Annotated in this window: 25 protein-coding genes and 1 pseudogene; 13 read left to right on the top strand and 13 right to left on the bottom strand. The window is 59.8% G+C overall.

The features are described from left to right. Positions 1 to 94: 94 nt before the first annotated feature. Both ACZZ0B_RS26655 and ACZZ0B_RS26650 read left to right on the top strand, forming a co-directional pair. Complete coding sequence (locus ACZZ0B_RS26655) at positions 95 to 973, top strand: Tim44 domain-containing protein (protein ID WP_008078851.1); 879 nt, start codon at positions 95 to 97, stop codon at positions 971 to 973. Between the two features lie 138 nt (positions 974 to 1111). Continuing rightward, entirely contained in the window at positions 1112 to 1519 is a 408-nt protein-coding gene (locus ACZZ0B_RS26650; RefSeq protein ID WP_008078852.1) for an SMI1/KNR4 family protein, read from the top strand. 20 nt (positions 1520 to 1539) lie between these two features. On the opposite strand, the gene ACZZ0B_RS26645 is transcribed toward ACZZ0B_RS26650, so the two are convergent. Then, entirely contained in the window at positions 1540 to 3303 is a 1764-nt protein-coding gene (locus tag ACZZ0B_RS26645; RefSeq protein WP_008078853.1) for a cation:proton antiporter, read from the bottom strand. Positions 3304 to 3582: 279 nt separating this feature from the next. On the opposite strand from ACZZ0B_RS26645, the gene ACZZ0B_RS26640 reads away from it, so the two are divergent. Then, the gene (locus tag ACZZ0B_RS26640) at positions 3583 to 4065 is read left to right on the top strand and encodes an acyl-CoA thioesterase (RefSeq protein ID WP_003229693.1); all 483 of its coding nucleotides are present in this window, start codon (positions 3583 to 3585) and stop codon (positions 4063 to 4065) included. Between the two features lie 101 nt (positions 4066 to 4166). On the opposite strand, the gene pdxY is transcribed toward ACZZ0B_RS26640, so the two are convergent. Next, positions 4167 to 5039 (bottom strand): pyridoxal kinase PdxY, encoded by an 873-nt coding sequence (gene pdxY, locus ACZZ0B_RS26635; protein ID WP_463546623.1) that lies wholly within the window; start codon positions 5037 to 5039, stop codon positions 4167 to 4169. A 117-nt stretch (positions 5040 to 5156) separates the two neighbouring features. On the opposite strand from pdxY, the gene ACZZ0B_RS26630 reads away from it, so the two are divergent. Then, positions 5157 to 5570, top strand: a complete 414-nt coding sequence (locus ACZZ0B_RS26630; protein ID WP_122593228.1) for a DUF3301 domain-containing protein — start codon at positions 5157 to 5159, stop codon at positions 5568 to 5570. A gap of 78 nt (positions 5571 to 5648) precedes the next feature. On the opposite strand, the gene ACZZ0B_RS26625 is transcribed toward ACZZ0B_RS26630, so the two are convergent. Continuing rightward, entirely contained in the window at positions 5649 to 6614 is a 966-nt protein-coding gene (locus ACZZ0B_RS26625) for a CobW family GTP-binding protein (protein ID WP_463546622.1), read from the bottom strand. A gap of 29 nt (positions 6615 to 6643) precedes the next feature. On the opposite strand from ACZZ0B_RS26625, the gene ACZZ0B_RS26620 reads away from it, so the two are divergent. Further along, positions 6644 to 7000 (top strand): NADH:ubiquinone oxidoreductase, encoded by a 357-nt coding sequence (locus ACZZ0B_RS26620; protein ID WP_440096011.1) that lies wholly within the window; start codon positions 6644 to 6646, stop codon positions 6998 to 7000. Here the strand turns inward: ACZZ0B_RS26620 and ACZZ0B_RS26615 are convergent. Together ACZZ0B_RS26615 and zigA are read right to left on the bottom strand one after the other, a co-directional pair. Next, entirely contained in the window at positions 6997 to 7641 is a 645-nt protein-coding gene (locus tag ACZZ0B_RS26615) for a DUF1826 domain-containing protein (protein WP_463546621.1), read from the bottom strand. The genes ACZZ0B_RS26620 and ACZZ0B_RS26615 overlap by 4 nt on opposite strands. After that, positions 7641 to 8846 carry a zinc metallochaperone GTPase ZigA gene (gene zigA, locus ACZZ0B_RS26610; RefSeq protein ID WP_463546620.1) on the bottom strand — a complete coding sequence of 402 codons (1206 nt, stop codon included), beginning with the start codon at positions 8844 to 8846 and terminating at the stop codon, positions 7641 to 7643. The genes ACZZ0B_RS26615 and zigA overlap by 1 nt, the downstream gene beginning before the upstream one ends. 222 nt (positions 8847 to 9068) lie before the next feature. On the opposite strand from zigA, the gene ACZZ0B_RS26605 reads away from it, so the two are divergent. Beyond that, positions 9069 to 9446 carry a glutamine synthetase gene (locus ACZZ0B_RS26605; protein ID WP_463546619.1) on the top strand — a complete coding sequence of 126 codons (378 nt, stop codon included), beginning with the start codon at positions 9069 to 9071 and terminating at the stop codon, positions 9444 to 9446. On the opposite strand, the gene ACZZ0B_RS26600 is transcribed toward ACZZ0B_RS26605, so the two are convergent. After that, positions 9443 to 10645, bottom strand: coding sequence for an N-acetylmuramoyl-L-alanine amidase (locus ACZZ0B_RS26600; RefSeq protein WP_463546618.1), 1203 nt, complete (start codon positions 10643 to 10645; stop codon positions 9443 to 9445). The two genes, ACZZ0B_RS26605 and ACZZ0B_RS26600, sit on opposite strands and share 4 nt — an antisense overlap. An 84-nt stretch (positions 10646 to 10729) precedes the next feature. Here ACZZ0B_RS26600 and folE2 point away from each other — a divergent pair, with 84 nt between their 5' ends. From folE2 to ACZZ0B_RS26570, 6 genes are read left to right on the top strand one after another with little or no spacing between them, the layout of a single operon-like run. Continuing rightward, positions 10730 to 11626: a GTP cyclohydrolase FolE2 gene (folE2, locus tag ACZZ0B_RS26595; RefSeq protein ID WP_463546617.1), complete on the top strand. Its 897-nt coding sequence runs from the start codon at positions 10730 to 10732 to the stop codon at positions 11624 to 11626. Further along, positions 11623 to 12291: a metal ABC transporter ATP-binding protein gene (locus ACZZ0B_RS26590; protein WP_463546616.1), complete on the top strand. Its 669-nt coding sequence runs from the start codon at positions 11623 to 11625 to the stop codon at positions 12289 to 12291. Before folE2 ends, ACZZ0B_RS26590 begins: the two co-directional genes overlap by 4 nt. Next, positions 12291 to 13157 (top strand): metal ABC transporter permease, encoded by an 867-nt coding sequence (locus tag ACZZ0B_RS26585; protein WP_008078872.1) that lies wholly within the window; start codon positions 12291 to 12293, stop codon positions 13155 to 13157. The genes ACZZ0B_RS26590 and ACZZ0B_RS26585 overlap by 1 nt, the downstream gene beginning before the upstream one ends. A gap of 11 nt (positions 13158 to 13168) precedes the next feature. Next, the gene (locus tag ACZZ0B_RS26580) at positions 13169 to 14044 is read left to right on the top strand and encodes a metal ABC transporter substrate-binding protein (protein WP_463546615.1); all 876 of its coding nucleotides are present in this window, start codon (positions 13169 to 13171) and stop codon (positions 14042 to 14044) included. Beyond that, positions 14041 to 14601, top strand: a complete 561-nt coding sequence (locus ACZZ0B_RS26575) for a gamma carbonic anhydrase family protein (RefSeq protein ID WP_463546614.1) — start codon at positions 14041 to 14043, stop codon at positions 14599 to 14601. Before ACZZ0B_RS26580 ends, ACZZ0B_RS26575 begins: the two co-directional genes overlap by 4 nt. Positions 14602 to 14605: 4 nt before the next feature. Next, positions 14606 to 15937: a dihydroorotase gene (locus ACZZ0B_RS26570; RefSeq protein WP_463546613.1), complete on the top strand. Its 1332-nt coding sequence runs from the start codon at positions 14606 to 14608 to the stop codon at positions 15935 to 15937. Between the two features lie 113 nt (positions 15938 to 16050). Here ACZZ0B_RS26570 and ACZZ0B_RS26565 read toward each other — a convergent pair whose 3' ends face one another. Then, positions 16051 to 16569, bottom strand: coding sequence for a DUF3617 domain-containing protein (locus tag ACZZ0B_RS26565; protein WP_463546612.1), 519 nt, complete (start codon positions 16567 to 16569; stop codon positions 16051 to 16053). A 131-nt stretch (positions 16570 to 16700) separates the two neighbouring features. Here ACZZ0B_RS26565 and cls point away from each other — a divergent pair, with 131 nt between their 5' ends. Beyond that, positions 16701 to 18140 (top strand): cardiolipin synthase, encoded by a 1440-nt coding sequence (cls, locus tag ACZZ0B_RS26560; protein ID WP_463546611.1) that lies wholly within the window; start codon positions 16701 to 16703, stop codon positions 18138 to 18140. 31 nt (positions 18141 to 18171) lie between these two features. On the opposite strand, the gene cfaB is transcribed toward cls, so the two are convergent. From cfaB to hflK (ACZZ0B_RS26530), 6 genes and pseudogenes are all read right to left on the bottom strand, one after another. Further along, a complete protein-coding gene (gene cfaB / locus ACZZ0B_RS26555; RefSeq protein ID WP_463546610.1) occupies positions 18172 to 19359 on the bottom strand; it encodes a C17 cyclopropane fatty acid synthase CfaB in 1188 nt (395 codons plus the stop codon). A gap of 85 nt (positions 19360 to 19444) precedes the next feature. Then, a pseudogene (locus ACZZ0B_RS26550) lies at positions 19445 to 19558 on the bottom strand (HvfC/BufC N-terminal domain-containing protein); the annotation flags it as partial. Between the two features lie 25 nt (positions 19559 to 19583). Next, on the bottom strand, positions 19584 to 21494 hold the full coding sequence (locus ACZZ0B_RS26545) for a heavy metal translocating P-type ATPase (protein WP_463546609.1): 1911 nt from the start codon (positions 21492 to 21494) through the stop codon (positions 19584 to 19586). After that, a complete protein-coding gene (gene hflK, locus ACZZ0B_RS26540; protein ID WP_401241769.1) occupies positions 21491 to 22540 on the bottom strand; it encodes a protease modulator HflK in 1050 nt (349 codons plus the stop codon). The genes ACZZ0B_RS26545 and hflK (ACZZ0B_RS26540) overlap by 4 nt, the downstream gene beginning before the upstream one ends. Beyond that, positions 22537 to 23577, bottom strand: coding sequence for a protease modulator HflC (hflC, locus tag ACZZ0B_RS26535; RefSeq protein WP_463546608.1), 1041 nt, complete (start codon positions 23575 to 23577; stop codon positions 22537 to 22539). Before hflC ends, hflK (ACZZ0B_RS26540) begins: the two co-directional genes overlap by 4 nt. Next, entirely contained in the window at positions 23574 to 25535 is a 1962-nt protein-coding gene (gene hflK / locus ACZZ0B_RS26530; RefSeq protein WP_463546607.1) for a protease modulator HflK, read from the bottom strand. Before hflK (ACZZ0B_RS26530) ends, hflC begins: the two co-directional genes overlap by 4 nt. Between the last annotated feature and the right edge of the window lie 84 nt (positions 25536 to 25619).

The following is a 25619-nucleotide window of genomic DNA, read 5'->3' as shown; positions in this document are numbered from 1 at the left end:
TGTCAGGCAAAAGCCCGAAACACTCTCTCGCTAGCCAGTAACAGTTGAGCTGTGCAACATGGCGCGCGTGTCTCCACAAACGGGAATTCCCTTTATGAAACGTTTTCTTAGCATCGCCATGGCGTTGTGCATTGGCTTGACGATGAGTCTCGACGTCAATGCTGCCAAGCGCTTCGGTGGTGGCAAAAGCGCCGGCGCTGCGCCGACGCACCAGACCAGCCAGATGGCTCCTTCCTCTCCAGGCATGGGCGGCGCTGCAGCGACCGCAGGTGCTGCCGGTGCCGCCGGCGCTGCGGCCAAGGCCAGCGGTGCTTCGCGCTGGCTCGGCCCGCTGGCCGGCATCGCCGCCGGTGGCCTGCTGGCGTCCATGTTCATGGGCGACGGCTTCCAGGGCATGCAGATCTTCGACATTTTGATCATGGCCCTGATCGCGTTCGTGATCTTCCGTTTCATCGCCGCTCGTCGCCGCAAGCAACAGGAGCAATTCGCTCCAGCGGGCGCACCGATGCAGCGTGAAGCCTTCCAGCAGAACCCGCCTGCCATGGGTTCGATCTTCGGTGGTTCGGCTGCACCCGCTGCCGCCCGTCCGGTGATCAACGCGCCAGCCTGGTTCAACGAACAGCGCTTCCTTGAAGCTGCACGCAGCCATTTCCAGGCGCTGCAGCAGCACTGGGACGCCAACGAAATGGACAAGATTGCCGAGTTCGTGACCCCGCAAATGCTCGAGTTTCTCAAGCGTGAGCGTGCGGACCTGGGCGACGCGTTCCAGTCGACCTTTATCGACAATCTCCAGGTACAACTGGACGGCGTCGATGACCGTGCCGACAAGACCATCGCCACCCTGACCTTCAACGGTGTGTCGAAGTCTTCGCGCTTCGATCAGGGCGAAGCATTCAGCGAAAGCTGGAACATGGAACGTCCGCAGGGCGACAACCAGCCTTGGCTGGTCGCCGGTATCCGCCAGAACGGCTGATCCCCTCGCGCGCTTCACTTGCTGTCATAAAAACCCCAGCCTCGGCTGGGGTTTTCTATTTCGCGGTTGCATCTATAGCGAGCTACTGTATAAACCGGCCCATATAAACCGCGCCATTCAAGCAAGAGGATCCCGGACGTGGAAGAAATCATCGAACAACTGCGTGAAGCCAACGAACCCGTGCCGGTTCCTTTGGAATTGCCTGACGAAGACCAACTGGTGGAAGTCGAAGAAGAACTCTTCATCAACATCCCGTTTGTCTTCAAAGAATTTTTGCTGACCGTCAGCGATGTGGTCTACGGCAGCCTGGAGCCGGTGACCGTCACCGACCCGCAATCGCACACCTATTTGCCGGATGTCGCGGCCAATGCGTGGGACATCGGCGTACCGCGTGACCTGATCCCGATCTGCCAGGACGGCGAGAACTACTACTGCGTCGAAGAAGACGGCACCGTGGTGCTGTGGTCCGGCGAAGAAGAGCTGATCACCGAAGAATCCTGGGAATCGGTGTGGCACTGGGCGCGGGACGTCTGGCTGGAAAGCTGATCGCCAGCCGCCCCGGTGGGTCAATGCCCCGACGACTCCTTGTGGTTGTCGAGGGTTTCCAGCAGCGCCACCTGCATCCGCGTGTGCACGCGGATGAACCAGCGCCAGAGCAGCGCCGCTACGGCGGCCGCGACCACGGCGATCAGCACCAGCAACTTGTTGGTCGGCAGAATACTGGCCGACAAGGCTGCCAACAGCAGGAAAATCACCAGCAGCGAGAGAATCGGGATCACTTCTGAGATCACCCGGCGCACTCGCTGCGTGTGACGCCCGGCCATCTCCGGTTTCACGCCCATCTCCGCCAGCAGCATCGACAGCGCCTTGAGCTTGCGATACGCGGCGATCAGGAATGGCAACGACACCAGCAACGCCCCACCCCAGATCAATGCTTTCTGCCAGCTCGGATCACTGATCCAGTCCTGCAGCCACAGCGAAATGCGCTCGGCGAAATACGCCCCGGCGAAGAAGATCGCGATCACCAGCGCCAGGTTGACCCCGACTTGCAGCAAGATCTTGCGAATAATCGACGCCAGCATCGCGCCCTCGCCTTGCGGCTGAATGCTGCGCAGCCATTCACCGTACATGCCGAGCACGCGCCCGAGAGGCTTGGGCACCGCTGCCGACAATTTGAGCGACAGCGGATCAGCCGCACGAATCAGGTACGGCGTCAGGAGCGTGGTGATCACCGAAACGGCCACCGCGACCGGATAGAGGAAGTTGCTGGTGACCTGCAAGGTCATGCCCAGCGCGGCGATGATGAAGGAAAATTCGCCAATCTGTGACAGCCCCATCCCCACGCGCAGTGAGGTGCGTCCGTCGTTGCCGGCGATAAACGCTCCGAGGCCGCAGGACAACATCTTGCCGAGCACCACGGCGACGGTGATCACCGCAATCGGCCACGCGTATTCGAGAAGGATCAACGGGTCGAGCATCAACCCGATGGCGACAAAGAAGATCGCGCTGAACAAATCGCGAACCGGCTCGATCAGCCGTTCGATTTTCAGCAGTTGCCGCGACTCGGCCATGATCGCGCCGATCAGGAAGGCGCCGAGCACCATGCTGTATTCGAGCTTGACCACCAGCAGACAGAAACCGAAACACAGACCCAGCACAGTGATCAGCAGCATTTCGTTGCTTTCGAATTTGGCCACGTAAGCCAGCAGGCGCGGCACCAACAGAATGCCGATGACCAGCGCGACGATCATGAACAACGACAACTTGCCGACCGTGGAGAACACTTCACCGGAACTGACCGTGCCGCTGACCGCGATGCTCGACAGCAGCGCGATGATGCCGATGCCGAGTATGTCTTCAACGATCAGCACGCCGAAAATCAACTGCGCAAAGCGCTCGTTCTTCATCTTCAGATCATTGAGTGCCTTGACGATGATGGTGGTCGAGGAGATCGCCAGAATCGCGCCGAGGAACAGCGAGTCCATGGTGTTCCAGTCGAACCAGCGGCCAATTTCGTAGCCGATCCAGATCATCAGGACGATTTCGAGGAACGCCGCGATAAACGCGGTGGCGCCGACCTTGAACAACTTGCGCAGGCTGAACTCCAGCCCGAGGCAGAACATCAGGAAAATCACCCCGAGTTCGGCGAGTGTCTTGATGGTTTCTTCGTCGTGAATCAGGCCGAACGGTGGCGTGTGCGGGCCGATGATGAACCCGGCAACGATGTAGCCGAGTACCACCGGTTGCTTGAAGCGGTGGAACAACACGGTCACCACACCTGCGACCAACATGATCACTGCCAGGTCCTGAATAAAACTGATGGCATGCATGGCGTGGGCTCCTTGTATGACGAGGCTCGCAGTCAGACGTCAGAAAGGTCTGAGCGAGCAAAGTAAAAATCCGATTTTCGTGTGGGAATTGCCCTTGGGAGAGGCTTTTGCAGGTTAACACCGCGACTTGCGGCTGGAAGGCGGTGCAATATATGGAAACAGATCGATCCCGGCGTGACGGCGGCCAGTCGCCCGGCGTCCCGATAACGGTGCTTTTGAAAAGTGACCAGGCACCCGCAGAGGTGCTTCCAGAAACCAGCCTTGATCCGTGAGAACGTTATGGAACCCGGAAACGCCCAGCTGTCGATGACGGTACTGATGACCCCCGACATGGCCAACTTCTCTGGCAATGTCCACGGCGGCACCTTGCTCAAATACCTCGACGAAGTGGCCTACGCCTGCGCCAGCCGTTATGCCGGCCGCTACGTGGTGACCCTGTCGGTGGATCAGGTGATTTTCCGCGAGCCGATCCATGTCGGCGAACTGGTGACCTTCCTCGCGTCGGTCAACTACACCGGCAACACGTCGATGGAAGTCGGCATCAAAGTCGTGACCGAGAACATCCGCGAACGCTCGGTACGCCACACCAATAGCTGCTTCTTCACCATGGTCGCGGTGGATGACCAGCGCAAACCGGCCGCCGTGCCGCCGCTGCAACCGCAGAACAGTGAAGACAAGCGTCGTTACATGCAGGCGCAGCAGCGTCGGCAGATTCGTCAGGAACTGGAAAAGCGCTATCAGGAGATCAAGGGCGACGCCTGAGATCAAAAGCAAAAGATCGCAGCCTGCGGCAGCTCCTACAGGGGAATGCAAAACCCTGTAGGAGCTGCCGCAGGCTGCGATCTTTTTGAACGATTACACGATTACAGACTGATCGCGGTCGCCTCAAACTTCACCCGCGGATGCGCAATCCGATCCTGCGCCCGGATCAGTTGCAGCTCATAACTGGCACACGCCTGAGTTTCCAGCAGCACCTCATGCACTGCAGCCGCGGTGAATTCGAACGCCGCCACCAGGCTGTCACCCAGCAGCACCCGCGCCAGAAACAGGCCAGACGTCAGATCGCCCACGCCCACCGGCTGACGCGGAAACGCCAGCAGCGGGCGACGCAAGTGCCAGCTGCCTTCAGCCGTCACCAACAACATCTCGAAGCCATCGGCCGGTTTGCCCGGATAATCCAGATGCTTGACCAGCACCGCTTTCGGCCCACGCGCGAGCAACGCGCGCGCCATCGCCAGACAATCGAACAGCGACTGCGGTTTGCGCCCGGAGAAGCTGTCCAGCTCCAACTGGTTCGGGCACATGATGTCGGCCACGGCCGCCGCCTCTTCCAGCAGGAAGTCGCTGACCTCGGTCGGCACGCTGCAACCCTTCTCCGGATGGCCCATAACCGGATCACACAGATACAACGCTTTCGGATTGACCGATTTGATGCGCTCGACCCCACTAAGAATCGCCCGGCCCTGCGCCGCGCTGCCAAGATAACCGGACAGCACTGCATCGCAGTTGCCCAGCTCGCCAATCGCCGCGATGCCTTCGACCAATTCAGGAATCTGCTGCGGCGCCAGCACTTCGCCGGCCCACTGGCCGTACTGGGTGTGGTTGGAAAACTGCACCGTGTTGAGCGGCCAGACATTCACGCCGACCCGCTGCATCGGAAAAACCGCAGCGCTGTTGCCGGCGTGGCCGAACACGACGTGGGACTGAATGGCGAGCAGATGAGGCGTACGTTTCATTCGGGTCATTCCGTAAAACGATTGAAATTCAAGCCGCGCAGTATGCGACGAAACACAGCCTGTACGACAGACCGGCGACGCAGTTAAGCTGACGCTATCTTTTGGAGTTTGATGTTGATGCTGACCCTCGAAAACATCTTTGTGCTGATGCTGTTCGCCGCTGCCGGCGCCTGGCTATGGCACAACCACGGCTTGCGCGAGCGGGCGCTGGAGCGGGTCAAGCAGCATTGCCTGAACGTGCGCGTCGAATTGCTCGACGGCAACGTTGCCCTGAAGAAGATCGGTTTCATCAAGGACGCCAACGGTCGCCGACGGCTGGCGCGGGTGTACAACTTCGAGTTCACCGTGACCGGTGAAACCCGGCATAACGGCACGATTACCCAGTTTGGTGCGCACAGTGCGCAGATCGAACTGGCGCCCTACCCGGCACCGTTCGACGATACGCCGCCGGTGGTTGAGGTGCAGAGGCCGCGTGCGGAAGTTATCGAGTTGAGTCAGTGGCGGCAGGAACATACCAAGTGGAAGCCTTGAAGATCAAAAGATCGCAGCCTTCGGCAGCTCCTACATGGGATTCCCTGTAGGAGCTGCCGAAGGCTGCGATCTTTTGATCTAATCCTCTCGACAACCCGATAACCCCCGCTGCAACTCATCGATGTTTTGCGGATCGACGAAGATCAGCTCAATCCGTGAATCCTTTCGCCACTCGCTGGCCTGCCAACTCAACTCGGCATTATCCAAGGCATTCGCAGACACCCAGCCCTCCGCGCTGTGGATAACCAGCTTCGCCCGCTGCCAATTGAGGCGGGTCAGCCAGTCAGCAATGCGTTGCTTGTCGAATATCTGCCGCGGATGCCAACGCCAACCAATGCTCCAGCCACCCTCCTGCGCCTGACTCAGGCAAATCGGCTGCGTCGGATCAGTCCAGACGGCCGGCATTGGCCCTGATCCCTTGGGGATGACCAGGTTATCCACACCGTTGAGCGCTTTTACAGCCAGGCCCGGCAGTTCGCTCAGGGCGAGTTGCGCCTGTTGCGTCCAGATCAGCGGAACGGACGGTAACTGGCTGGCGATTTTTGCCCGGGCCGCGTCGTCAAGATTTTCAGCCTTGTTCAACAGCAACAGGCCTGCAGTTTCCAACGCTTCCTGTTGCGCTGCCGGCAATGCTTTCCCCGCTTCAAGCGCCTGAGCATCCAGCACCAACACACACGGCTGCACCGCCAGCACACCTGTCCAAGGCGCCTCATTCAGTTGCTTGAGTAACTGCGCCGGATGCCCCAGCCCGGACGGTTCGATGAACAGCCGATCGGGCCGCGCTTTGCGCAACAAACGCCCGAGGCCGATCTGAAACGGCGCGCCATTGACGCAGCACAGGCAGCCCCCGGCCACTTCGCCCAGTGCGATACCATCGGCGTCGCTGGTCAGCAGTGCGGCGTCGAGGCCGATCTGGCCGAACTCGTTGATCAACACCGCCCAACGCTCGCCTGCTGGACGCTGCGTCATGAGCTGACGAATCAGGCTGGTTTTGCCGGCGCCCAAAGGGCCAGCAATGACATGGGTAGGAATGTTCTGCAACATGGCCGGGAGCTTTCTTGGGAGATGCAAAGATGCGTTGGATGGGATGGTCGTTGCTGTTGGCGCTGCTGTCGAGCGAAGCGTGGGCGCAGGCCTGCGTGGTGCACAGCCAAAGCGAGCGGCTCGACGTAAAAGTCTGCCAGCAGAATCGAAACATTCCGCAGAAACTGTTTAACGACGGCTTCTGCCAGCCATCGCTGGCCGGGCAGAAAGTCGAGGTGCAGTACGTCGATCAGTGCCCGAGCGGTGCGTTTGGCGTGTGCAGCAACGCGCAAGTCGCCAATATGCCTTATCGCCAGGACATCCACTATTACGGCGTGGCCACGGATGCGGCGTATTTGCAGCCGTATTGCGAAGGCCAGAGCCAAGGATCGTGGCTCAAGCCTTAACCGAGCCAGTCTAGCGTCAGTATTAATCGGCGCTCGCCAGCAGCCGGTTGCGGCGAACGATGGATGAGACCGAAGCCTTCATTGCCGTGCCATTTCTCGCCTTTCAATAGCGCGACGTCTCCGCTGCTCAGTTGCTGAATGTTCGCGTGGGGTTCGGCGTTGGCCTGCCCCAGTTGCTGACGATCCATCGCACCTTCCTTGAGCCATTGGCTACCGACGCCGGCATAAGTGGTGATCAACCGAACAGGCACGTGATCGACGTGGAAACGCGGGCACATGGCTTTATCGAGTACCCGCAGGCGCAACCCGATGCGCTTGGCTCCCAGCAAGCAGGCGAAGCCGCTGACCAGCCATTTCAGATCGGCGACAAAGCCTTCGTAGCCTTCCAGATCACGGAAGCCTGAGGCCAACCCGGTCAGATCAGGCTCGGCGTCCTCGTTCGCCAGCTCCAGGCATAACGATTCCGCCAAGCGTTCGTTGAGCGACAGCAGTAACTGCGCAAAATCACTGATGTGCAACGGCAGTTGCCGCTGCCACACGGCGAGGTTGCTGTCGTCCTGGAGGATTTTCGTCAGCGTTTCAGGTGTCGGCCCTTGGTGCTGATGGCGCGTACGGTTTTGCATGAGTTTGAGGGCGAGCATCAGGCGGCCTCTTCATGCCAAGGGCCGAACGGATCCGCCAACAATCGCCAGCCTTCTATGCCGAGGGCCATCTCTTCATCGGTGAGCAGGCAGTCATCCAGTTCGTCAGAGAGCTGTAGGAAATCGATGTTCTGACCGATGAAAACCAGTTCCTGACGGCAATCTCCTACGCTCGGTATCCAGTTTTCCATGATCGCGGCGGTGCTTTGCTGATCCTGTGGCCATTGGTTTTTCGGTACGAATCGCCACCAGCGCCCGGCGAAACCGTGACGCATCAAACCGCCGGCTTGCGACCAACTACCGGCGTCTGTGGGTTTGCTCGCCAGCCAGAAGAATCCTTTGGAGCGCAGCAATTTTCCGTTCAGCCACGGACGATCGATGAAGTTGAAGAAACGTTGCGGATGAAACGGGCGGCGCGCACGGTAGGCCGTCGAGGCAATGCCGTATTCGTCGGTTTCCGGTACGTGCTCGCCGCGCAACTCCTGCAGCCAGCCCGGCGCCTGCGCGGCTTTCTCGAAGTCGAAACGACCGGTATTGAGGATCTTCTCCAGCGGCACCTCGCCCATCACCATCGGAATGATTTCGGCTTGAGCATTGAGGCGTTTGAGGATGGCGATCAACTCTTCACGCTCGGGCTGGCTGATCAGGTCGATCTTGCTGATCAACAGCACGTCGGCGAACTCGATCTGTTCGATTAACAGGTCGGTGATGGAGCGCTCGTCCTCCTCGCCAAGCATCTCGCCACGGGAGGCGAGGCTTTCAGCCGCCTGGTAGTCCGGCAGGAAATTCACGCCGTCGACTACAGTAACCATGGTGTCGAGACGGGCGATGTCGGAGAGGCTTTGGCCATGTTCATCGCGGAAGGTGAAAGTTTCTGCGACCGGTAGTGGCTCGGAGATTCCGGTGGATTCGATCAGCAAATAATCGAAGCGACCTTCACGGGCTAGCTTGCTGACTTCTTCAAGCAAGTCTTCGCGTAACGTACAGCAGATACAGCCGTTACTCATCTCGACTATTTTTTCTTCTGCACGGTTTAAGCTGACATCACGCTGGACTTCGCTGCCATCGATATTGATCTCGCTCATATCATTGACGATTACAGCGACGCGCAGTCCTTTGCGATTACGTAGTACGTAATTCAAAAGTGTACTTTTTCCAGCGCCCAAAAATCCTGAAAGTACGGTGACGGGCAATTCGGCTGACATTGGATAATCCTCATAGGAAGGCAGCCGATCGACGCTTTTACTAGCGCTTGGCGTTTTGAGGCTTCATACGAGGGTTTCGTTGAAGCTAAACGCGTGAAATCGGCCTGCTCAGGCTCAGTTATTATTTATGTTATAGTATAACAACATGAATTAACCAGCCCTGCTCTTGTCCTGAGCGATAAACAGCAGGAAGCTGAGCCCAACCCACACCCGGAATTGGTAATGAAAACTGCGCTGAAATGCTCGTTGTTGAGTCTTGGGTTGTTGATGGCTGGCCAAGCGTCAGCGCAGTTACCGGCGCTGGCGAGTTGCACACGCAGCGCTAATCTTCTGGCGTGCGTCGATGCCGAGGGCAACGCGTATAGCGTCAACACTGTCGGCAATACGCTTTACCTGCGTGGATTTGAAAAGATTGGGCAGCGTTATTGGGCGCAGACCAATAGTCGCTTTGGCCAACTGACATTCTTCACCGGCGTCGCCTCTGACGGTGAAGCCTGGGTTGGCTACACCCGCCGAGTCGGCTGGACGACCATCAATCGCTTCTCCAGCTCGGGCGGCAGCCGCGCGGAATTTACCTGCAGTCGAATCGACGGTTGCTAGACCTGCGCTTTTTGCTGTTCCTGCTGCCAGGCTATGTAGCTGTCGATCGGTGGGTTTTTCTCAAAGTAACGCTGCAATCCCTCAAACAAACCATTAGCCACGGCCTGTTGATGCCGCGCCGTGACCAATCGCTGACTGTCGCGAACATTGGAAATGAAGCCGGTTTCTACCAGGATTGAAGGCACATCTGGTGACTTCAAAACGGCAAATCCGGCCTGTTCCACGCGCTTCTGATGCAGGGTGGTGATGCCGGCCAGACTGCCCAGCACGGTGTTTCCAAGCTGCAGACTGGCGGCGATAGTCGCGTTCATCGACATGTCGAGAATCACCCCAGCGAGCATCGGATCCTTATCTTTAAGATTGAGCAGACTGGTAGCACCGAGCAGATCCGCACCGTTCTCACGCTGCGCCATAAAGCGCGCCGTCGCCGATGTCGCGCCACCTTCAGACAGGCAATATACCGAGGCTCCAGACGCTGTCAGCCGTGGCGCCGCATCGGCATGCACCGAGATGAATATGTCGGCCTTGTGCTGACGGGCGATCTCCACGCGCTTACGCAAAGGCACGAAAAAGTCGTCATTGCGCACCAGTTTCACGTCGAAGCCTTTTTCTTTTTTCAGACGCTTGGCGAGTAGCTGAGCAATGGAAAGCACCACATCTTTTTCCCGCTCACCCTTGGCACCGACCGCGCCGGGATCCTTTCCGCCATGCCCTGGATCGACGACTACGATGATGTCGCGCTTGGGGTGAGCACCGAGCTTGGGTGTTTCACGTGGAACCATTGCTGTTACTGGCGTCGTTTTCGCACTGAATAAATCCACAACCAAGCGATAACTTTGGCCGTCTTGAGGCGCCAAAAGGAAGCTGTTCAGCAGCACTGGATGACTCAAATCAAGAACAATCCGCGTATCGCCCTGACCAAAAGGTCCGGATCGAATCGAGCGGATCACCGTGCCATTTAGTGCCAACTGACTGAAATCACCGCTCAGATTGGCACCAGACACATCAATGATCAGCCGCTCAGGAGTACTGAGGGTGAAAGTTTTGTAACGCACTGGCCCACTTAAATCGAAAACCAATCGCAGCTTTTCATCAGATCGCCAAAGCCGCGCGTTGCGAATTTGCGCGGCCGAAACACTGAACGGAAGGGCGAAGGCAGCGCTCGCCAGAATCAAATTGAGCAGATGGCGTCTGTGCATATGAAAACCTGTTCATGAAAAAGGCATCGTGGATTGCATTGTTATAATGTAACATCCAATTCATTCATCACGATGGCTCCGAACATGAATTCGCTGACACTTCCGGATATCGCCGCGCAGTCCGCTCGCCAAGCTTTGCCCCTCGAATGGGTGGGCATGCACGGCATCGCGTTACCTGTTTTATTGGAAGGCCAACGCTTAAGTGCGAAGGCTGATGCTGGGGTAAGCCTGGATGATGGCGAAGCGCGGGGCATTCATATGTCGCGGCTTTATCTGGCCTTGGAATCGCTCGAACAACAGAGCCTTTCCCCCGCTCTGCTGCACCTGGTACTCAAACGTTTTCTGGCTAGCCACGAAGGTTTATCCAACTGTGCCTACCTGAATATCCACACCGATCTACTGTTGAAAAGACCTGCGTTGATCAGTCCCTTGGCCGGTTGGAAATCCTATCCAGCGACCATTTCAGCCAGTCTGAAAAACAAGATGTTCCACGTGGAACTCAAAATTGAAGTGCCCTACTCTTCGACTTGCCCGTGTTCAGCAGCCTTGGCTCGACAGTTAATCCAGCAACAATTCGTCGACGACTTCGCCAATAAAGCCCTTCAGCACGCAGGCGTTCTAGCCTGGCTCGGCTCAACCCAAGGCATCGTCGCCACGCCTCACAGCCAACGCAGCACCGCACAACTGCATCTACACCTCGACGAGTTCATCGATGAATTACCGCTGAGCGTGATCATCAACGACGCCGAAGCCGCCCTAGGCACCGCCGTACAAACCGCCGTAAAACGCGCCGACGAGCAAGCCTTCGCCCTCGCCAACGGGCAGAACCTGATGTTCTGCGAAGACGCCGCACGCCGCTTGAATCTCGCGCTTCGCCGCACGCCGGGCGTCAACCAGTTCCACCTGCGAGTGATCCACGCAGAGAGCCTGCACGCCCACGACGCCGTCGCCGAAAGCCACTGGCAGCGTGAGCAAGCATGATCCGCTGCCAATCCTTGATCTGGGGCGCACCCGGTCAACCGCTGACCACGCCCCTGAATCTAGAACTGGAAAGCGGCAGCCTCACGGCCATCATCGGCGCAAACGGCTGCGGCAAAAGCAGCCTCTTGAAAGTCATCGCCGGACTGCAAAAACCGTTGACGGGCAACATCGCCCTGAGTGTTCCACGTCAAAGCGGCGTGTCTTTTCTCCCCCAACAACAACACCTCGACCGCCAATTCCCCATCAGCCTCGAAGAACTGATCGCCGCCGGATTCTGGGGACGTCGACTCTCAACCCAATTGCGCGCGCAACGCCTGAAAGACGCACTGGAAAACTGGCACCTCAGCGGACTGGAAAACCGCCCGCTCATGGCCCTCTCCGGCGGCGAATTACAACGCGCCCTGCTCGCCAGATTGAGCCTGACCGATGCCCCGGTTCTGCTCCTCGACGAACCCCATGCCGCCCTCGACGAACTTGGCCAACAATTGCTCTGGCAACACATCCACGCCTGGCATAACCAAGGTCGAACCATCGTCGTGGTCTGCCATGACCTCGCCGCCGTGCGCCAACACATTCCGCACACCTTGCTGATCAAAAACCGCGAATGCGTATTCGGCGCCAGCGTCGAACTGATCCAGCAAACCCCTAACACGCAGGTGGCCTGATGCACGCCGTCGCCCACTTATGGCAACCATTCAACGAGTTCGTGTTCATGCGCCGCGCCCTGATCGGCGGCCTGGTATTGGCGTGCAGTACGGCGCCACTCGGTGTGTTTTTGATCCTGCGACGCATGAGTCTGATCGGTGACGCCGTCGCCCACGGCATCCTCCCCGGCGCCGCACTGGGATTCTGGTTCGCCGGCCTGAGCCTGCCCGCGCTCACACTCGGAGGTCTGGGCGCCGGTCTGAGCATGGCCGGACTCGCCGCATGGATCACCCGCCGCACCGGTCTGCGCGAAGACGCCAGCCTCGCCGCGATCTATCCGATCTCTCTCGCCAGCGGCGTGCTGATTCTCGGCATCGCCGGCAAACGCCTCGACCTGCTTCACCTGCTGTTCGGCTCGGCATTGGCCGTCGACGGCCCGACCCTCACCGGCATGTTGTGGGTCTCGGGATTCAGCCTGATCGCCATGGCGCTGATCTACAAACCGCTGCTGCTCGACACCCTCGACCCACTGTTCCTGAGAACCGTCAGCCGCCTCGGCCCACTCGCCCACGGCGTGTTCCTGACGCTGGTGGTGCTCAATCTGGTGATCGGTTTCCAGGCCATTGGCGCGCTGATGGTGGTCGGACTGATGATGCTCCCCGCCGCTGCTTCGCGATTCTGGAGCCGCCGCTTACCGATCCTGATAGCCGTCTCCGCCGTCATCGGAAGCCTCTCGGTGTGGTTCGGTTTGCTCCTGTCGTTTTACTACTCGCTGCCGAGCGGCCCGGCCATCGTGCTGGTCGCCGGCGTCGGTTATCTGCTGTCGGTGGTGTTCGGGCCGGTTCACGGTTTGTTGCGCCGCCCGCCTTTGCTCACATCCCAATGAGGTGTTTCCCGATGCGCGTTCTACTCGTGTTGTTCAGCCTGATGCTGTCGATGTCATTGTCGGCGGCGGAAAAATTACCGGTGGTCACCAGCTTCAGCATCCTCGCCGACATGGTCCATCAGGTCGGCGGTGAGCATATCCAGATCACCAACATGGTCGGCCCGGACGCCGACGCGCACACCTACGAGCCGACACCGGACGATGCCAAAGCGTTGCTCGGCGCCAAACTGATCATCAAGAACGGGCTCGGTTTCGAGCCGTGGCTGGATCGACTGGTCACCAGCACCGAAACCAAAGCCACGGTCATCAATGCCAGTCATGGCGTAATTCCGCGCTCGCTGGATGAGGACGGCGAAACCGTTCCCGACCCGCACGCCTGGCACAATCTGGCGAACGCCGAGTTGTACATCGCCAACATCACCAAGGCGCTGACCGCTGCCGACCCGGCGAACAAAGCCGACTACGAACGCAACAGCAAAGCCTATCTGAAGCAGATCTACGCTCTGCTCGCCGAAGCCAAAAGCAAACTCGGTTCACTGCCACCAGGCAATCGCAAGATCGTCACCAGCCACGATGCTTTCGGTTATCTCGGTCAGGCCTACGGCATCGACTTTATGGCGCCGCAGGGTTTGTCGACGGAGCGTGAACCCTCGGCCGCCGAAGTCGCCGCGCTGATCACCCAGATCCGTCAGGCCAAGGTCAAAGCGGTGTTCATGGAAAACATCAAGGATGCACGCCTGCTCAAGCAGATCGCTGACGAAAGCGGCGCGCACATCGGCGGTACGCTGTACTCCGACGCGCTCGCCACGAGTGGTCCGGCGAGCACCTTCACCGGTCTGTTCGAATACAACCTCAACACCCTTTACGACGCGCTGAGCCGACCATGATCCGCAAGAATCCTTCAGGTGATTTGCCACAAATTGCCGAGTCGGCTTACGTCGATAAAACCGCAATCATCTGCGGCAAAGTGGTGATCGGTGAGAACGTCTTCGTCGGCCCCTACGCGGTGATCCGCGCCGACGAAGTGGACGCCTCAGGCGAGATGGAGCCGATCACCATCGGCGCCAATTCGAACATTCAGGACGGCGTGGTGATCCACTCAAAATCCGGTGCGGCGGTGACCATCGGCGAGCTCAGCTCCATCGCCCACCGCTCGATCGTGCATGGCCCGTGCGTGGTCGGCGACCGCGTGTTCATCGGTTTCAACAGCGTGCTGTTCAACTGCATCGTCGGCAACGGCTGCGTGGTACGGCACAACTCGGTGGTCGATGGTCGCGATTTGCCGGACGCGTTCTACGTGCCCTCCACCACCCGCATCGGCCCGAACACCGACCTCTCGTTATTCCCACCGGTGAGCGTCAGCGCCTCGGAGTTTTCCGAAGACGTGGCGCGCACCAACGTCGATCTGGTGCGCGGCTACAAAGCCTTGCAGAACGAGTTCTGAAACCATGAGCAGCGTGCTGATTCGCAACGCCAGAATGGTTAACGAGGGACGCGAGTTCGATGGTGATCTGTTGGTCAGCAACGGGCGCATCGTCAAGATCACCCGCAGCATCCAAGGTGAAAACGCCATGATAGAAATCGACGCCAACGGCCAATGGTTACTGCCGGGGATGATCGATGACCAGGTGCATTTCCGTGAACCGGGCGCGCCGGCCAAGGGCAGCATTCACACCGAGTCGCGTGCGGCCGTGGCCGGTGGCATCACCAGTTTCATGGACATGCCCAACACCAACCCGGCCACCCTCACCCTCGAAGCCCTGGCGGATAAAAAGCGTCGGGCGGCGATCAATTCGGTGGCCAATTACGGCTTTCACTTTGGCGTGAGTCGGGACAACCTCGATACAGTGGCCGCGCTCAATCCTTGTGAAGTGGCCGGGGTAAAAGTGTTCATGGGCGCGTCGACCGGCAACATGCTGGTGGATGATCCGCAAATCCTTGAGCGACTGTTTGCCGAGGTGCCGACCATTCTCTTGGCACACTGTGAACACACGCCGAGCATTGATGCCAACGCAGCCAACCTGCGTGAGGTGTTCGGCGAACGAATCCCGCCCGATGCTCACCCGCTCACCCGCAACGCCGAGGCGTGTTATCGATCCTCTTCACTGGCGGTTGAGTTGGCCAAACGTCACGGTACAAGGCTGCACGTTCTGCACCTGACCACGGCGCGCGAACTGGCGTTGTTCGAGGACAAACCACTGGCGCAGAAACGCATCACCGCTGAAGTCTGTCTGCATCATTTGTTGTTCGATGATCGCGACTACCCGAGCCTCGGTAACCTGATCAAATGCAACCCGGCGATCAAGACTCAGAACGATCGCGATGCCTTGCTTGAGGCTTTGAACAGCAATCGACTGGACGTTATTGGCAGCGATCATGCGCCGCACACCTGGGAAGAAAAGCAACGGCCTTACGCGCAGGCGCCGGCCGGATTGCCGCTGGTGCAACACGCATTGCCCGCGTTAATGGAACTGGTGGCGGATGGAGTTTTGCCGATCACGACCTTGGTGGCGAAGACCAGCCATCGCGTCGCGGACCTGTTTGCGATTCCGGATCGTGGGTATTTGCGGGAGGGATATTGGGCGGATCTGGTCTTGGTTGAAGCGCAGACGCTGGAGGTGGATCGGCAACCGATTCTGTCGCAGTGCGGCTGGACGCCGTTCGCCGGGCGCTGCTTTCGGCATCGGGTGAGCACGACAATTGTCTCGGGGCAGATTGCCTGGCGGGAAGGTCGGGTGAATGAGGGATGTCGCGGGCTGGCGCTAAGATTTATGCGCTGATTCAAAAACCCTGTAGGAGCTGACGAGTGCAACGAGGCTACGATCTTTTGATCTTGTTTTTGACAATCAAGATCAAAAGATCGCAGCGTGCCGCAGCTTCTACAGGGATCGCATTAAGCTCTTGGTTTTACAGCGCCGCAATCCTGGCCGAGCCAGACAGCGCGGGTTTCCAGGCTGCCCTTCTGGTTGATCCCGATCGCATTGAACGTGCCGTTGGCCACGGTGGTGAACTCGCGATCACTGAGGAACGTCGCCACGCCGGTACCCTGCGCTTTCGGGCAGCTGAAGCGGAATTTCCACTGATTGCCGGTGCGATCGGTGATCTGCTGTTTGCAGCCCGACTGCGGGTCCGCCAATGGAATGTTGTTTGTCGCCACCTGCTCTGGCGTCAGGCAGGCGCGGATGCCCTTGCCGCCGATATTGATCCCGTTCTTCTCCAGCGCTGCGCGCTGTTGCGGGGTCATCTGCCCTTGCAGTTGACCGAGGATCGATTGCACATCCATCGGCTGGTCATCGACCTTGACGTTGCTCGATGTCATTTCCCACAGCCCCGGCTGCAGCATCTGCGCTTGCGCAACCAGCGGCAATGCCAAACCCAGGCCCAGCGCCAAACTCAGCAGACGAACGTTCATCGAAAAACTCCTGATCAGTAGTGGCCGTTAGACGTCGGCCGGTTGCTTCGGTTCATGCGCCAATTAATTAGCGACATTCACGACAGAACATGGTCTGTTACGCATTGAATCTTCCGGAGCAAGGCTGCCCCATGGATTATTTTGGACCGCACATTTTCGGTTATCTGATCGCCCTGATACACACCCTCGGCTTGATCGCCGCCGTTCATGCGGTGCTCACCGTGCGCACGGCTCAAGGCTCGATCGCCTGGGCATTGTCGCTGATCTTTATTCCCTACCTCACGCTAATTCCGTACCTGGTGTTCGGCCGCAGCACGTTTGATGGTTACATCAAGGCGCGGCGCCAGGCCAACGAACAAATGCGTCAGGCCATTTCCGAACTGAACTGGCGCCCTTGGGTGGAAGAAGCCCTGACTGCGCGCGCCTCGAATGCCTACGCCTCACTGCGGGCGATGCCCAAGCTTGGGCGCATGCCGTGTCTGGCGAACAACGAAGTGCAGCTGCTGATCAACGGCACCGCGACGTTCGAGTCGATTTTCCACGCCATCGAGCAGGCGAAGGAAGCGGTACTGATCCAGTTTTTCATCATCCACGATGACCGCCTCGGCCAGCGCCTGCGTGATCTGCTGCTGAAGAAAGCTGCCGATGGCGTGACCATTCACCTGCTCTACGATCGCATCGGCAGCCACGCCCTGCCCCACAGTTATGTGCAGGCGCTGCGTGATAGCGGTGTCGAGGTTAAAGCCTTCGCCACCCGCAGCGGCTGGCTCAATCGCTTTCAAGTCAACTTCCGTAATCACCGCAAGATCGTCGTGGTCGATGGCGTGGTCGGTTTCGTCGGCGGGCACAACGTCGGCGATGAATACATGGGCGAAAAACCACCGCTGGCACCGTGGCGCGACACCCACGTCAAAGTCCGTGGCCCGGTGGTGGCGTGCATGCAGGAGTCGTTTGCCGAAGACTGGTTCTGGGCCGCGCGCACCCTGCCACCGCTGATCCTGCCGGATGAATACCCCGAAGATGGCGTGCTCTGCCAACTGCTTGCCAGCGGCCCGGCAGACGCCTACGAAACCTGCTCGCTGTTCTTCGTCGAGGCGATCCATGCGGCGACCGAACGGGTGTGGATCACCAGCCCGTATTTCATCCCCGATGAAGCGGTGTTCGCTGCGCTGAGACTGGCGGTACTGCGCGGCGTCGATGTGCGTTTGTTGCTGCCATCGCGCCCCGATCACCGCATCGTCTATGCCGCCTCCAGCCTTTATGCCTTTGAAGCGGTGCGCGCAGGCGTGCGCGTGTTCCGCTACGAACCCGGGTTCCTGCATCAGAAAGTGGTGTTGATCGACAGCGAAATCAGCGCCATCGGCAGCGCCAATCTGGACAACCGCTCGTTCCGCCTGAACTTCGAAGTGATGCTGCTGACAGTCGACAGCGACTTCGCTGCCAGCGTGGAACAGATGCTCAATCAGGATTTCGAGCAGTCCTACGAAATCGCCAAAGAAGAAAGCCGGGAGATCCACCGCCTGCAACAACTCGGCATGCGGATCGCCCGGCTGATTTCACCGATTCTCTGAAAGCCCTCTCCCGCACGGAGAGGGAACCCGCTTATGGGTTATAGATGTCGTCCCGCGTCCATGGCAGTTCATGGCTGCCATCCGCGTGAGCCTTCACCGCGAGGATCTGGTGCAGATTGATCCAGCCGCGCGCAAACGCGTAGGCGCAACCAGCCAGATACAAACGCCAGATGCGCAGCGCCTGATCCGGCACCAGTTTGCCGGCGGCTTCAAGGTTGTCCTCCAGCCGTTCGCTCCAGTGATCCAGCGTGCGCGCGTAGTGCAGGCGCAGGCTTTCGACGTCGACAATCTCCAATCCTGCTTCGCTGATCTCGGCCGAGATCATCGCCAGGTGTGGCAACTCACCGTTGGGGAATACGTACTTCTCGATGAAATCCCCGGCACCGCGACCTACCGGACGGCCATCGGTGTGTTTGGCGGTGATGCCGTGGTTCATCACCAGACCGCCCTCCTTCACCGCGCCGAACAGGGTTTTGCAGTACTCGGCGAGATTGGCGTGGCCGACGTGCTCGAACATGCCGACGCTGACCACTTTGTCGAAACGCCCGTCCTGGGGCAGATCGCGATAGTCGAGCAGTTGCAGTTCGATCTGATCCTCCAGGCCCTCGGCCTTCACGCGCTCGCGCGCCAGTTCCAGTTGTTCCTTGCTCAAGGTGATGCCGAAGACTTTCGCGCCGAATTCGCGCGCGGCAAAACGTGCCAGACCACCCCAACCGCAACCGACATCCAACAGGTATTCGCCCGGCTGCAAACGCAGCTTGCGGCATAAATGGCGGAATTTGGCTTGCTGCGCCTGCTCAAGAGTTTCGCTGCCCGTTTCGAAATACGCGCAGGAATACGCCATGTCGCTGTCCAGCCAGAGCTGGTAAAACGCGTTGGACAGGTCGTAATGGTAGGAGATGGCTTTGGCGTCGGTTTCCTTGTCGTGCAAGGTGCGCACAGGATGACTGTCGTCATCGTCGCCGAGCAACGCATTACTCAATTCGTCGCAGACCCGGATGACTTCGCTGATCGAGCCCTCCAGTTCAAGCTTGCCTTCGACGAATGCCGCTCCGAGTGCATCGAGGCTTGGGTGGGTGAACTGGGTGACCATCTGCGGGTCCTTGACCACGATGGTGACGCTGGGCGCCGGCCCCAGATTGAACTCATGGCCGTCCCAGAGTCGCAGGCGAAGCGGTAGCTGCAGATTCTGTAAGGCCGGTGGAAGTTGCGCGAGCATGGAAAATCCCCCTTGTTTCAGACCGTCAGATCTGAGGGTAGACCATCCTGAAAAAATAGCAGGCTATCGATTTAATTAGCCAAAACTATCGTTGCAGACGCTCCAGCAGGCCTTCCATAACCGACTGTTTCAACCCGCTAACAGCTTGCAGCGGCGCGCCCTCACCCTAAATGACTGCTAACGCGGCGCACAGTTCAGCCAATGCAGCGTGGGGGTCGAAGAGTTCAAACGATTTCCTCCTTGAGCTTGAGCAGCGGTTCCTGAAAACGCAACAATCGCCCCGCGTTGCCGAGTACCAGCAACGTACTGAGGTTATGCAACAACGCGGCGATCATCGCCCCGGCAGCACCGAGCCAGCCAAATGCCGCAAACACGACGATCGCCAGCGTCCAGCCCAGACCGATGATGACGTTGACCTGCAGCGTCCTCCGGCACTGGCGGCTGAGGCGTACGCAGGTGCCGAGGCGGCGCAGGTCGCTGCCGATCAGCACAATGTCCGCCGAGGCCAGTGCGATGTCCGCCCCGCCCGCGCCCATTGCCACGCCGACTACGCCAGCCTTCAACGCCAGCGAGTCATTGATGCCGTCACCGACCACCATCGGCCGGAAGCCGTCTTCGATTTCCTTGAGCACCCGATTGAGTTTGTCTTCCGGCAAGGCTTGCGCTTCGACCTCGTGCAAACCGACGTCCCGCGCCAGCGACTGAGCCACGCTGTGCCGATCGCCCGTCAGCAACAGTTGTCGACCGAGCCCCAGTTCACGCAACTCAGCAAGGGCAAAGCGGGCTTCCGGTTTGACGCTATCGGCCAGCAGCAGCCAAGCGAGGAATTCACCGTTCAGGGCCAGCCCGGCAATCGGCCCGTCGTGTTCGGGCACCGTCGTGGTGGTGACGCCCAGTTGCGCGAACAGCTCCGGTCGCCCGAGCGCCGCTTCGCCCTGCCCGGTCATGGCAACGACACCGAGGCCCTGGCGCTCGTGAATGTCGGATAAAGGCACAGAGTGTTCCGGGCTGACCAACCCGGCCAATGCGCGACTGACCGGGTGACTGCTGGCCGCGCCGAGGCTGGCGGCCAGCGCCATCACGGTAGCGTTATCCGCTTGAGCACTGTTGATCGATTGCAGGCGCAAAGTGCCGTAAGTCAGCGTGCCGGTCTTGTCGACCACCAGCGACGTGAGGTCGGCCAGCTCTTCAAGGAACGCTGAACTGCGGATCAGAATCCCGTGCCGCGCCGCCACGGCCACCCCGGCAATCGCCGTCGCCGGTGCAGACAACACCAGCGCACACGGACATGCCGCCACCAACACCGCGAGCATGGCTTGCGCATCGTTGGTGACAAACCAGGTCACCGCCGCCAGCAGCAACACCAGCACCATGTAGCTGCCGGCGTAACGTTCGAGCAACCGGGTGATCGGGGGTTTCGAGCGCTCGGCGTTTTGCATCAGTGCGATGACTTTGCCCAGGGTCGACTCATCGCCGGTGCGGGTAACTTCAATACGCAGCAGTCCATCAAGGTTGATCGCACCGCCGAACACCGTCATGCCGACGCCCGCCTCCACTGGCACTGACTCACCGGTAATCGAAGCGGTGTCGAGGCTGGCCTGACCCGACAACACCCGGCCGTCCGCCGGTACTCGGTCACCCGCGCGCACCTCGACGCAATCACCGGACTTCAGTGTGCCGTTGTCCACTTCGATGATCGAACCATCAGCCTGAACCTTGCGTGCGTGGCTGCGGGTCAGTTGGCCGAGCGCATGAATCGCTTCCTGCGAACCGATGACGCTACGCTCCTCCAGCACATGGCCGAAGATCATGATGATCGGCAGCAACGCCGCCGTGAGCAGATCGCCCGTCGCCCACGCGCCGAGCATGGCCAAGGCAATCAGTTGATCGGTGATGCCGTGCAGACTCGGATATCGCAGGCTGTACCACGCCGAGCGCATTACCGGCACGGCGACTAATAAAGAAGCAAAACCCAGCAGCAATTGGCTGACACCGGTTTGCTCCGGCACCAGCCAACGCCAGATCAAACCCAGTCCAAGCAGTCCCAACGCGAGCATGGCGAGGGTCAGTTGCCGGGCGGCGCGGCGTTGTTCGGCCGAGGACAACAGGCTCGGTGCGGCGGTCGTCGCAGTCATTTACTGGCTCCCTGAATGATCAGGCGGGAATCGTCTTTCGGATCGACCGTGGTCACCGATCCGGCCTGGCCGAGAATCTTCGGCATGCGTTCACGGTACAGGCGCAAGAGCATTTGCGGGTCGGTGCTGCTGGCCAGACTCGACACCGTGGCGGTGTCGGCCGAGGCTTTGGCCAGGCGTTCACCCGCCTGTGCGTGAGCCACTTGCAGCGTGCGGTCGGCTTGTTCGTTGGCGGTCTGGGTGAGTTTCTCGGCGTCGGTGCGCGCGTTGGCCACGGCTTTGTCGGCTTGCTGGCTGGCGGTCAGCACGGCGTTGAACGCGCTGACTGCCGGATCCGGCAGACTCGATTGCACATCAACCCGCGCCACTTCGATGCCGATGCCCTGCCCGCTCGCCTTCAACTCGGCGAGGCGTTTGTTGATGCCTTGCACCAGATCACCGCGCAGCCGCTCACGGCGTTCGGCCGCTTGATTGTCGGCGCCGATCAATTCCGGGCGAGCGACAAGAATAGTGTCGAGATCGCGCGCGGCCGTCAGTGCGACGGCGCTGCGGGTGACCAATCGATCCAGCGCCGGCAGCACATGATCGGCCTGCAAGACGAAGTCGTAGGGGTCGGTAACTTTGTAAAACACCCGCACATCCAGTTGCACCACGCCGGCATCACCGGTCAATAAATAACCAGACCCGGCCAGCGCATCGCTCAGCGGTGTGGCGAACGAAGCGACGCGATCAGCCTTCAGCGCCTCATCGCTGCGCAACAGGTTTTCCACCCGGCGTTCGATGACTCGATCCGCTGCGGGCAACAAAATCACCTGTTCGAAGGGCTGTGGCCAAGCCAATAACAGACCGGCGTTTTGTACGCGATCCAGTGCACCAAAGTGCAAAACCACGGCACGATTCTGCGGGTCGATCTGCCGCACGTTGGAAAATGCCCATGCCAATGCGGCCAACACGGTTACCGCGTACAGGGCGAAAAATGCCAAACGCCCGGCCTGAATCCACGGACTGTTCAGCGAATGTGTTCCACGTGGAACTTCTTCACTCATGGCTGCGATCCGGATTTGCTGTCGAGTGTCGGCGGGCCATCGACCAGCACGCGGAATGGCGCGGCGTCGGTGCGCAGAATCAGTTTGGTATCCGGCGTGACAATGCTGCCGAGGGTATCCAGCGAACGCAGCAAGTTGTACAGCTGCGGCGAACTGGCGTAGGCACGACCGTAAATCTGCGCGGCTTCGACGCGAGATTGCGCTTCGATTTCTGCGGCTTTCACCGTGGCGTCAGCCTGGACAATTCGCGCATCGCGTTCGGCCGCGGAACGGATTTGCGCCGCTTCGCGTTTGCCGATCGCCGTACGTTCGGTGGCAATGGTTTCACGCTCGGCGCGCATGCGATCGACCGTGGCAGTCAGCGTCACCGACGGCAAGGTCAAACGCTCGATGCCGACTTGCACGACACGCACGCCATAGGTCGCGAGCAATTGCTGATCAATCTGCTGCCGTAACTGCGCTTCGAAGTCAGCGATGTGCACTTGGCTGGCATCGGTGTTGACCAGATTCGCCAGATCGAAACTGCTCGCGGTGGTTTCCAGCGCCGAGCCAACGAAGGTACGAATCTGCCGCGCCGCTTCGTCCGGCTGGTTCTGCACTGCGCGCATGAAGCGCTGCACATTGTCCGGGTCGCCCTGCACCTGCCACGCTACGTAGGCTTGCACAATGATGCGCAAACCATCCCGGGTGCCGACATCCTGCAAGCCGCTGGAAGTAGTGCGCAGACGCAGATCCACAGGGATCGCCGCCTCGAACGGTGCCGGCCAACGCCAGCTCAAACCCGGATCAAGCAATACCCGCGACGGATTACCGAATCGCGTGATGACCGTGGCTTCACCGGAGCGTACTTGCACCAGGCTCGCTGCGGCAATGGCGAACGCCACCAGCAAGACTGCCCAGCCCATGCGCCGCCACGGGAAAGGCCCCGCCTCTTCCGGCGCACCGTGGTGATGATGCCCGTGATGATGGTGATGTCCGCCGTGGCCGTGATCGTGGCCGCTGTGATCATGCGGTTCGTGCGTGTGCGACTGGCTCAATGGGCGACTCCTGGTTGAGCGGTGGTGCGCGCGGGCGTCGGGTCAGCCGGCAGCGTGAAGGTACGCAGGTCGATGGTCGGCGCATTGCTGCTGCCACCTAGGCGATGATCGAGTACCAGCAATTGGGCTTTGCTCAGACCTTGGCTGAGCTGCGCGAGGTATTGCTCCAGCACAAAGGCCTGGCCGGCACTGGCGTAGGCTTTTTGTTCGGCGCTGAATTTCAGATCCGCCGCCTGCGCCGTGGCACTGGTTTCGCGGGCGTTGGCGCTGGCCTGATCGCGAGCGAGGCTGGCCTGCAATTGCGCCTGATTACTCGCTTCGGCCGCTGCGCCACGCTCGCGGGAGATCAACGCCTGGGCGCCGATCTGCGCCGCTTGCACCGCGTGATAAGCATTGGCGGCACCGGCCGGCGGGTGAATGGCTTCAACCACCGTGGCGAGAATTTCCACGCCACTGTTGAGTTGTTGCAGATCACTTTGCACCGCGCGACCGATCTCTTCGCCCAGCCCTACCCGGTCTTCGCCGAGCAAACCGTCGAGCGTGCGCGAGGCAAAGTCGTGCACCAGAATCCGGCTGGCGGTGCTGCGAATCAGCGTTGGCACATCTGCGCTGTTGTAAGTCGCGGCCAGCGCCGCCTGATCCGTCAGACCAATGCGATAGACGAAGCGCACGTCCATGTTGACGATTTGAAAGCTCTGCTGATCGCCACGGCTGCTGGCGATCACTTGCGACTTGTCGTTGACGTGACTGGCGTCCCACAAACGGTTGGCCGTCATCGGTGCCGGGCCTTCAGCAGGATCGGCTTGTGGCGGTGCCGGGCTCTCGCCGACGCTGGTAGCGAGTTCATGCACCACGCCGTTTTCGACGATCAACACGCGACCCAGCGGCCACGGTAAACCGGTGTGCAAACCGGGGCCGAACACCTGCACCGGTTTGCCGAAGCGCTCATAAATGCCCCGACCTTGCAGCGGGATTTCATGGATGCCGGTGAGCAACCAGCCCACCGCTGCGACCAGCGCCAGCACCGGCAGAAACGCTCGACGCATGTATCTGAACGCCCAGATTTGACGCAAATCGATACCAAAACGGTTGTGTAATTCATGCTGCAACGCGAGCAACGGCTGCGGCGGCCAGCGCAGCATGTCGGCGACGAAACTGCGCGCCAATAGCGTCGGTTCGAGCTGTTCGAGGCGTGGGCTGAAGACCGAGAGTACCGCGCGCAATAGCAGCTCGATCGCGACCAATCCCGGCAAGATGCCGATGAGTACTGCCACGCGAACCGGCCAAACCGCGTTCTCGCCAGCGAACAATAAACACAGCGCGCCGAGCAGCAGACTGATGATCGCGACGCGCGTCAGTTGCGCCAGCGCTCCGGCTTCTGGCCATTGCGCTGGATTCTCCTGAGCGAGTTGCCGCTCCAGTACCAGCAAGCCGAACGCCAGCAGCAACGCCAACGCCGCACCGACGGAGGCGGACACTCCAACGGTTGCGGCGGGTAACGTCAGGTTCCACACCTGTTCGATGCTCAGCGCCACCAGCAACGACCAACCGCCCAACCACAGCGTCGCTGCACCGATCTGGCCAAGCACATGCAAACCGCGCTGACTGAGGCGATCCAGCAGGCGTTCGTACCAACCTTCTGGCGCAATCGCTTGATCGTCGGCAGTCGGCGTCAGCACACCAGGATTGATCACCCGCGCGCGCCACTGCGTCACCCACCACGCCGATTGCAGCCCGGCGACCAGCACCAGCAACGCCGCGCTCTGATTGACCAGCAGCGGCAGCCACAATGATTGCGGCGCAAACAGCCCGACGAAAAACGCCGACAACCAGCCCGGCCCGGCCAATCCGCCAAGGCCCAACGCCCAACGCCGCAGTCGCCTGCCCTGCGTGGTCGCCTGCTGAAAACGCGGCAGTCCGGTCACCTGCGTGCCATCCACCTCCAGATCAACTTGCATATCACCCCAAAATCATTGGCTCACGGTTCATATCGTTACGATATAACGAAAAGCGTGAAATATTCGTACACAATTACCCGTATT

The organism is Pseudomonas sp. AC247, assembly GCF_979258015.1.
Note: the sequence above shows the minus strand (reverse complement) of the source record. Positions and strands in the feature narration are given on the sequence as shown.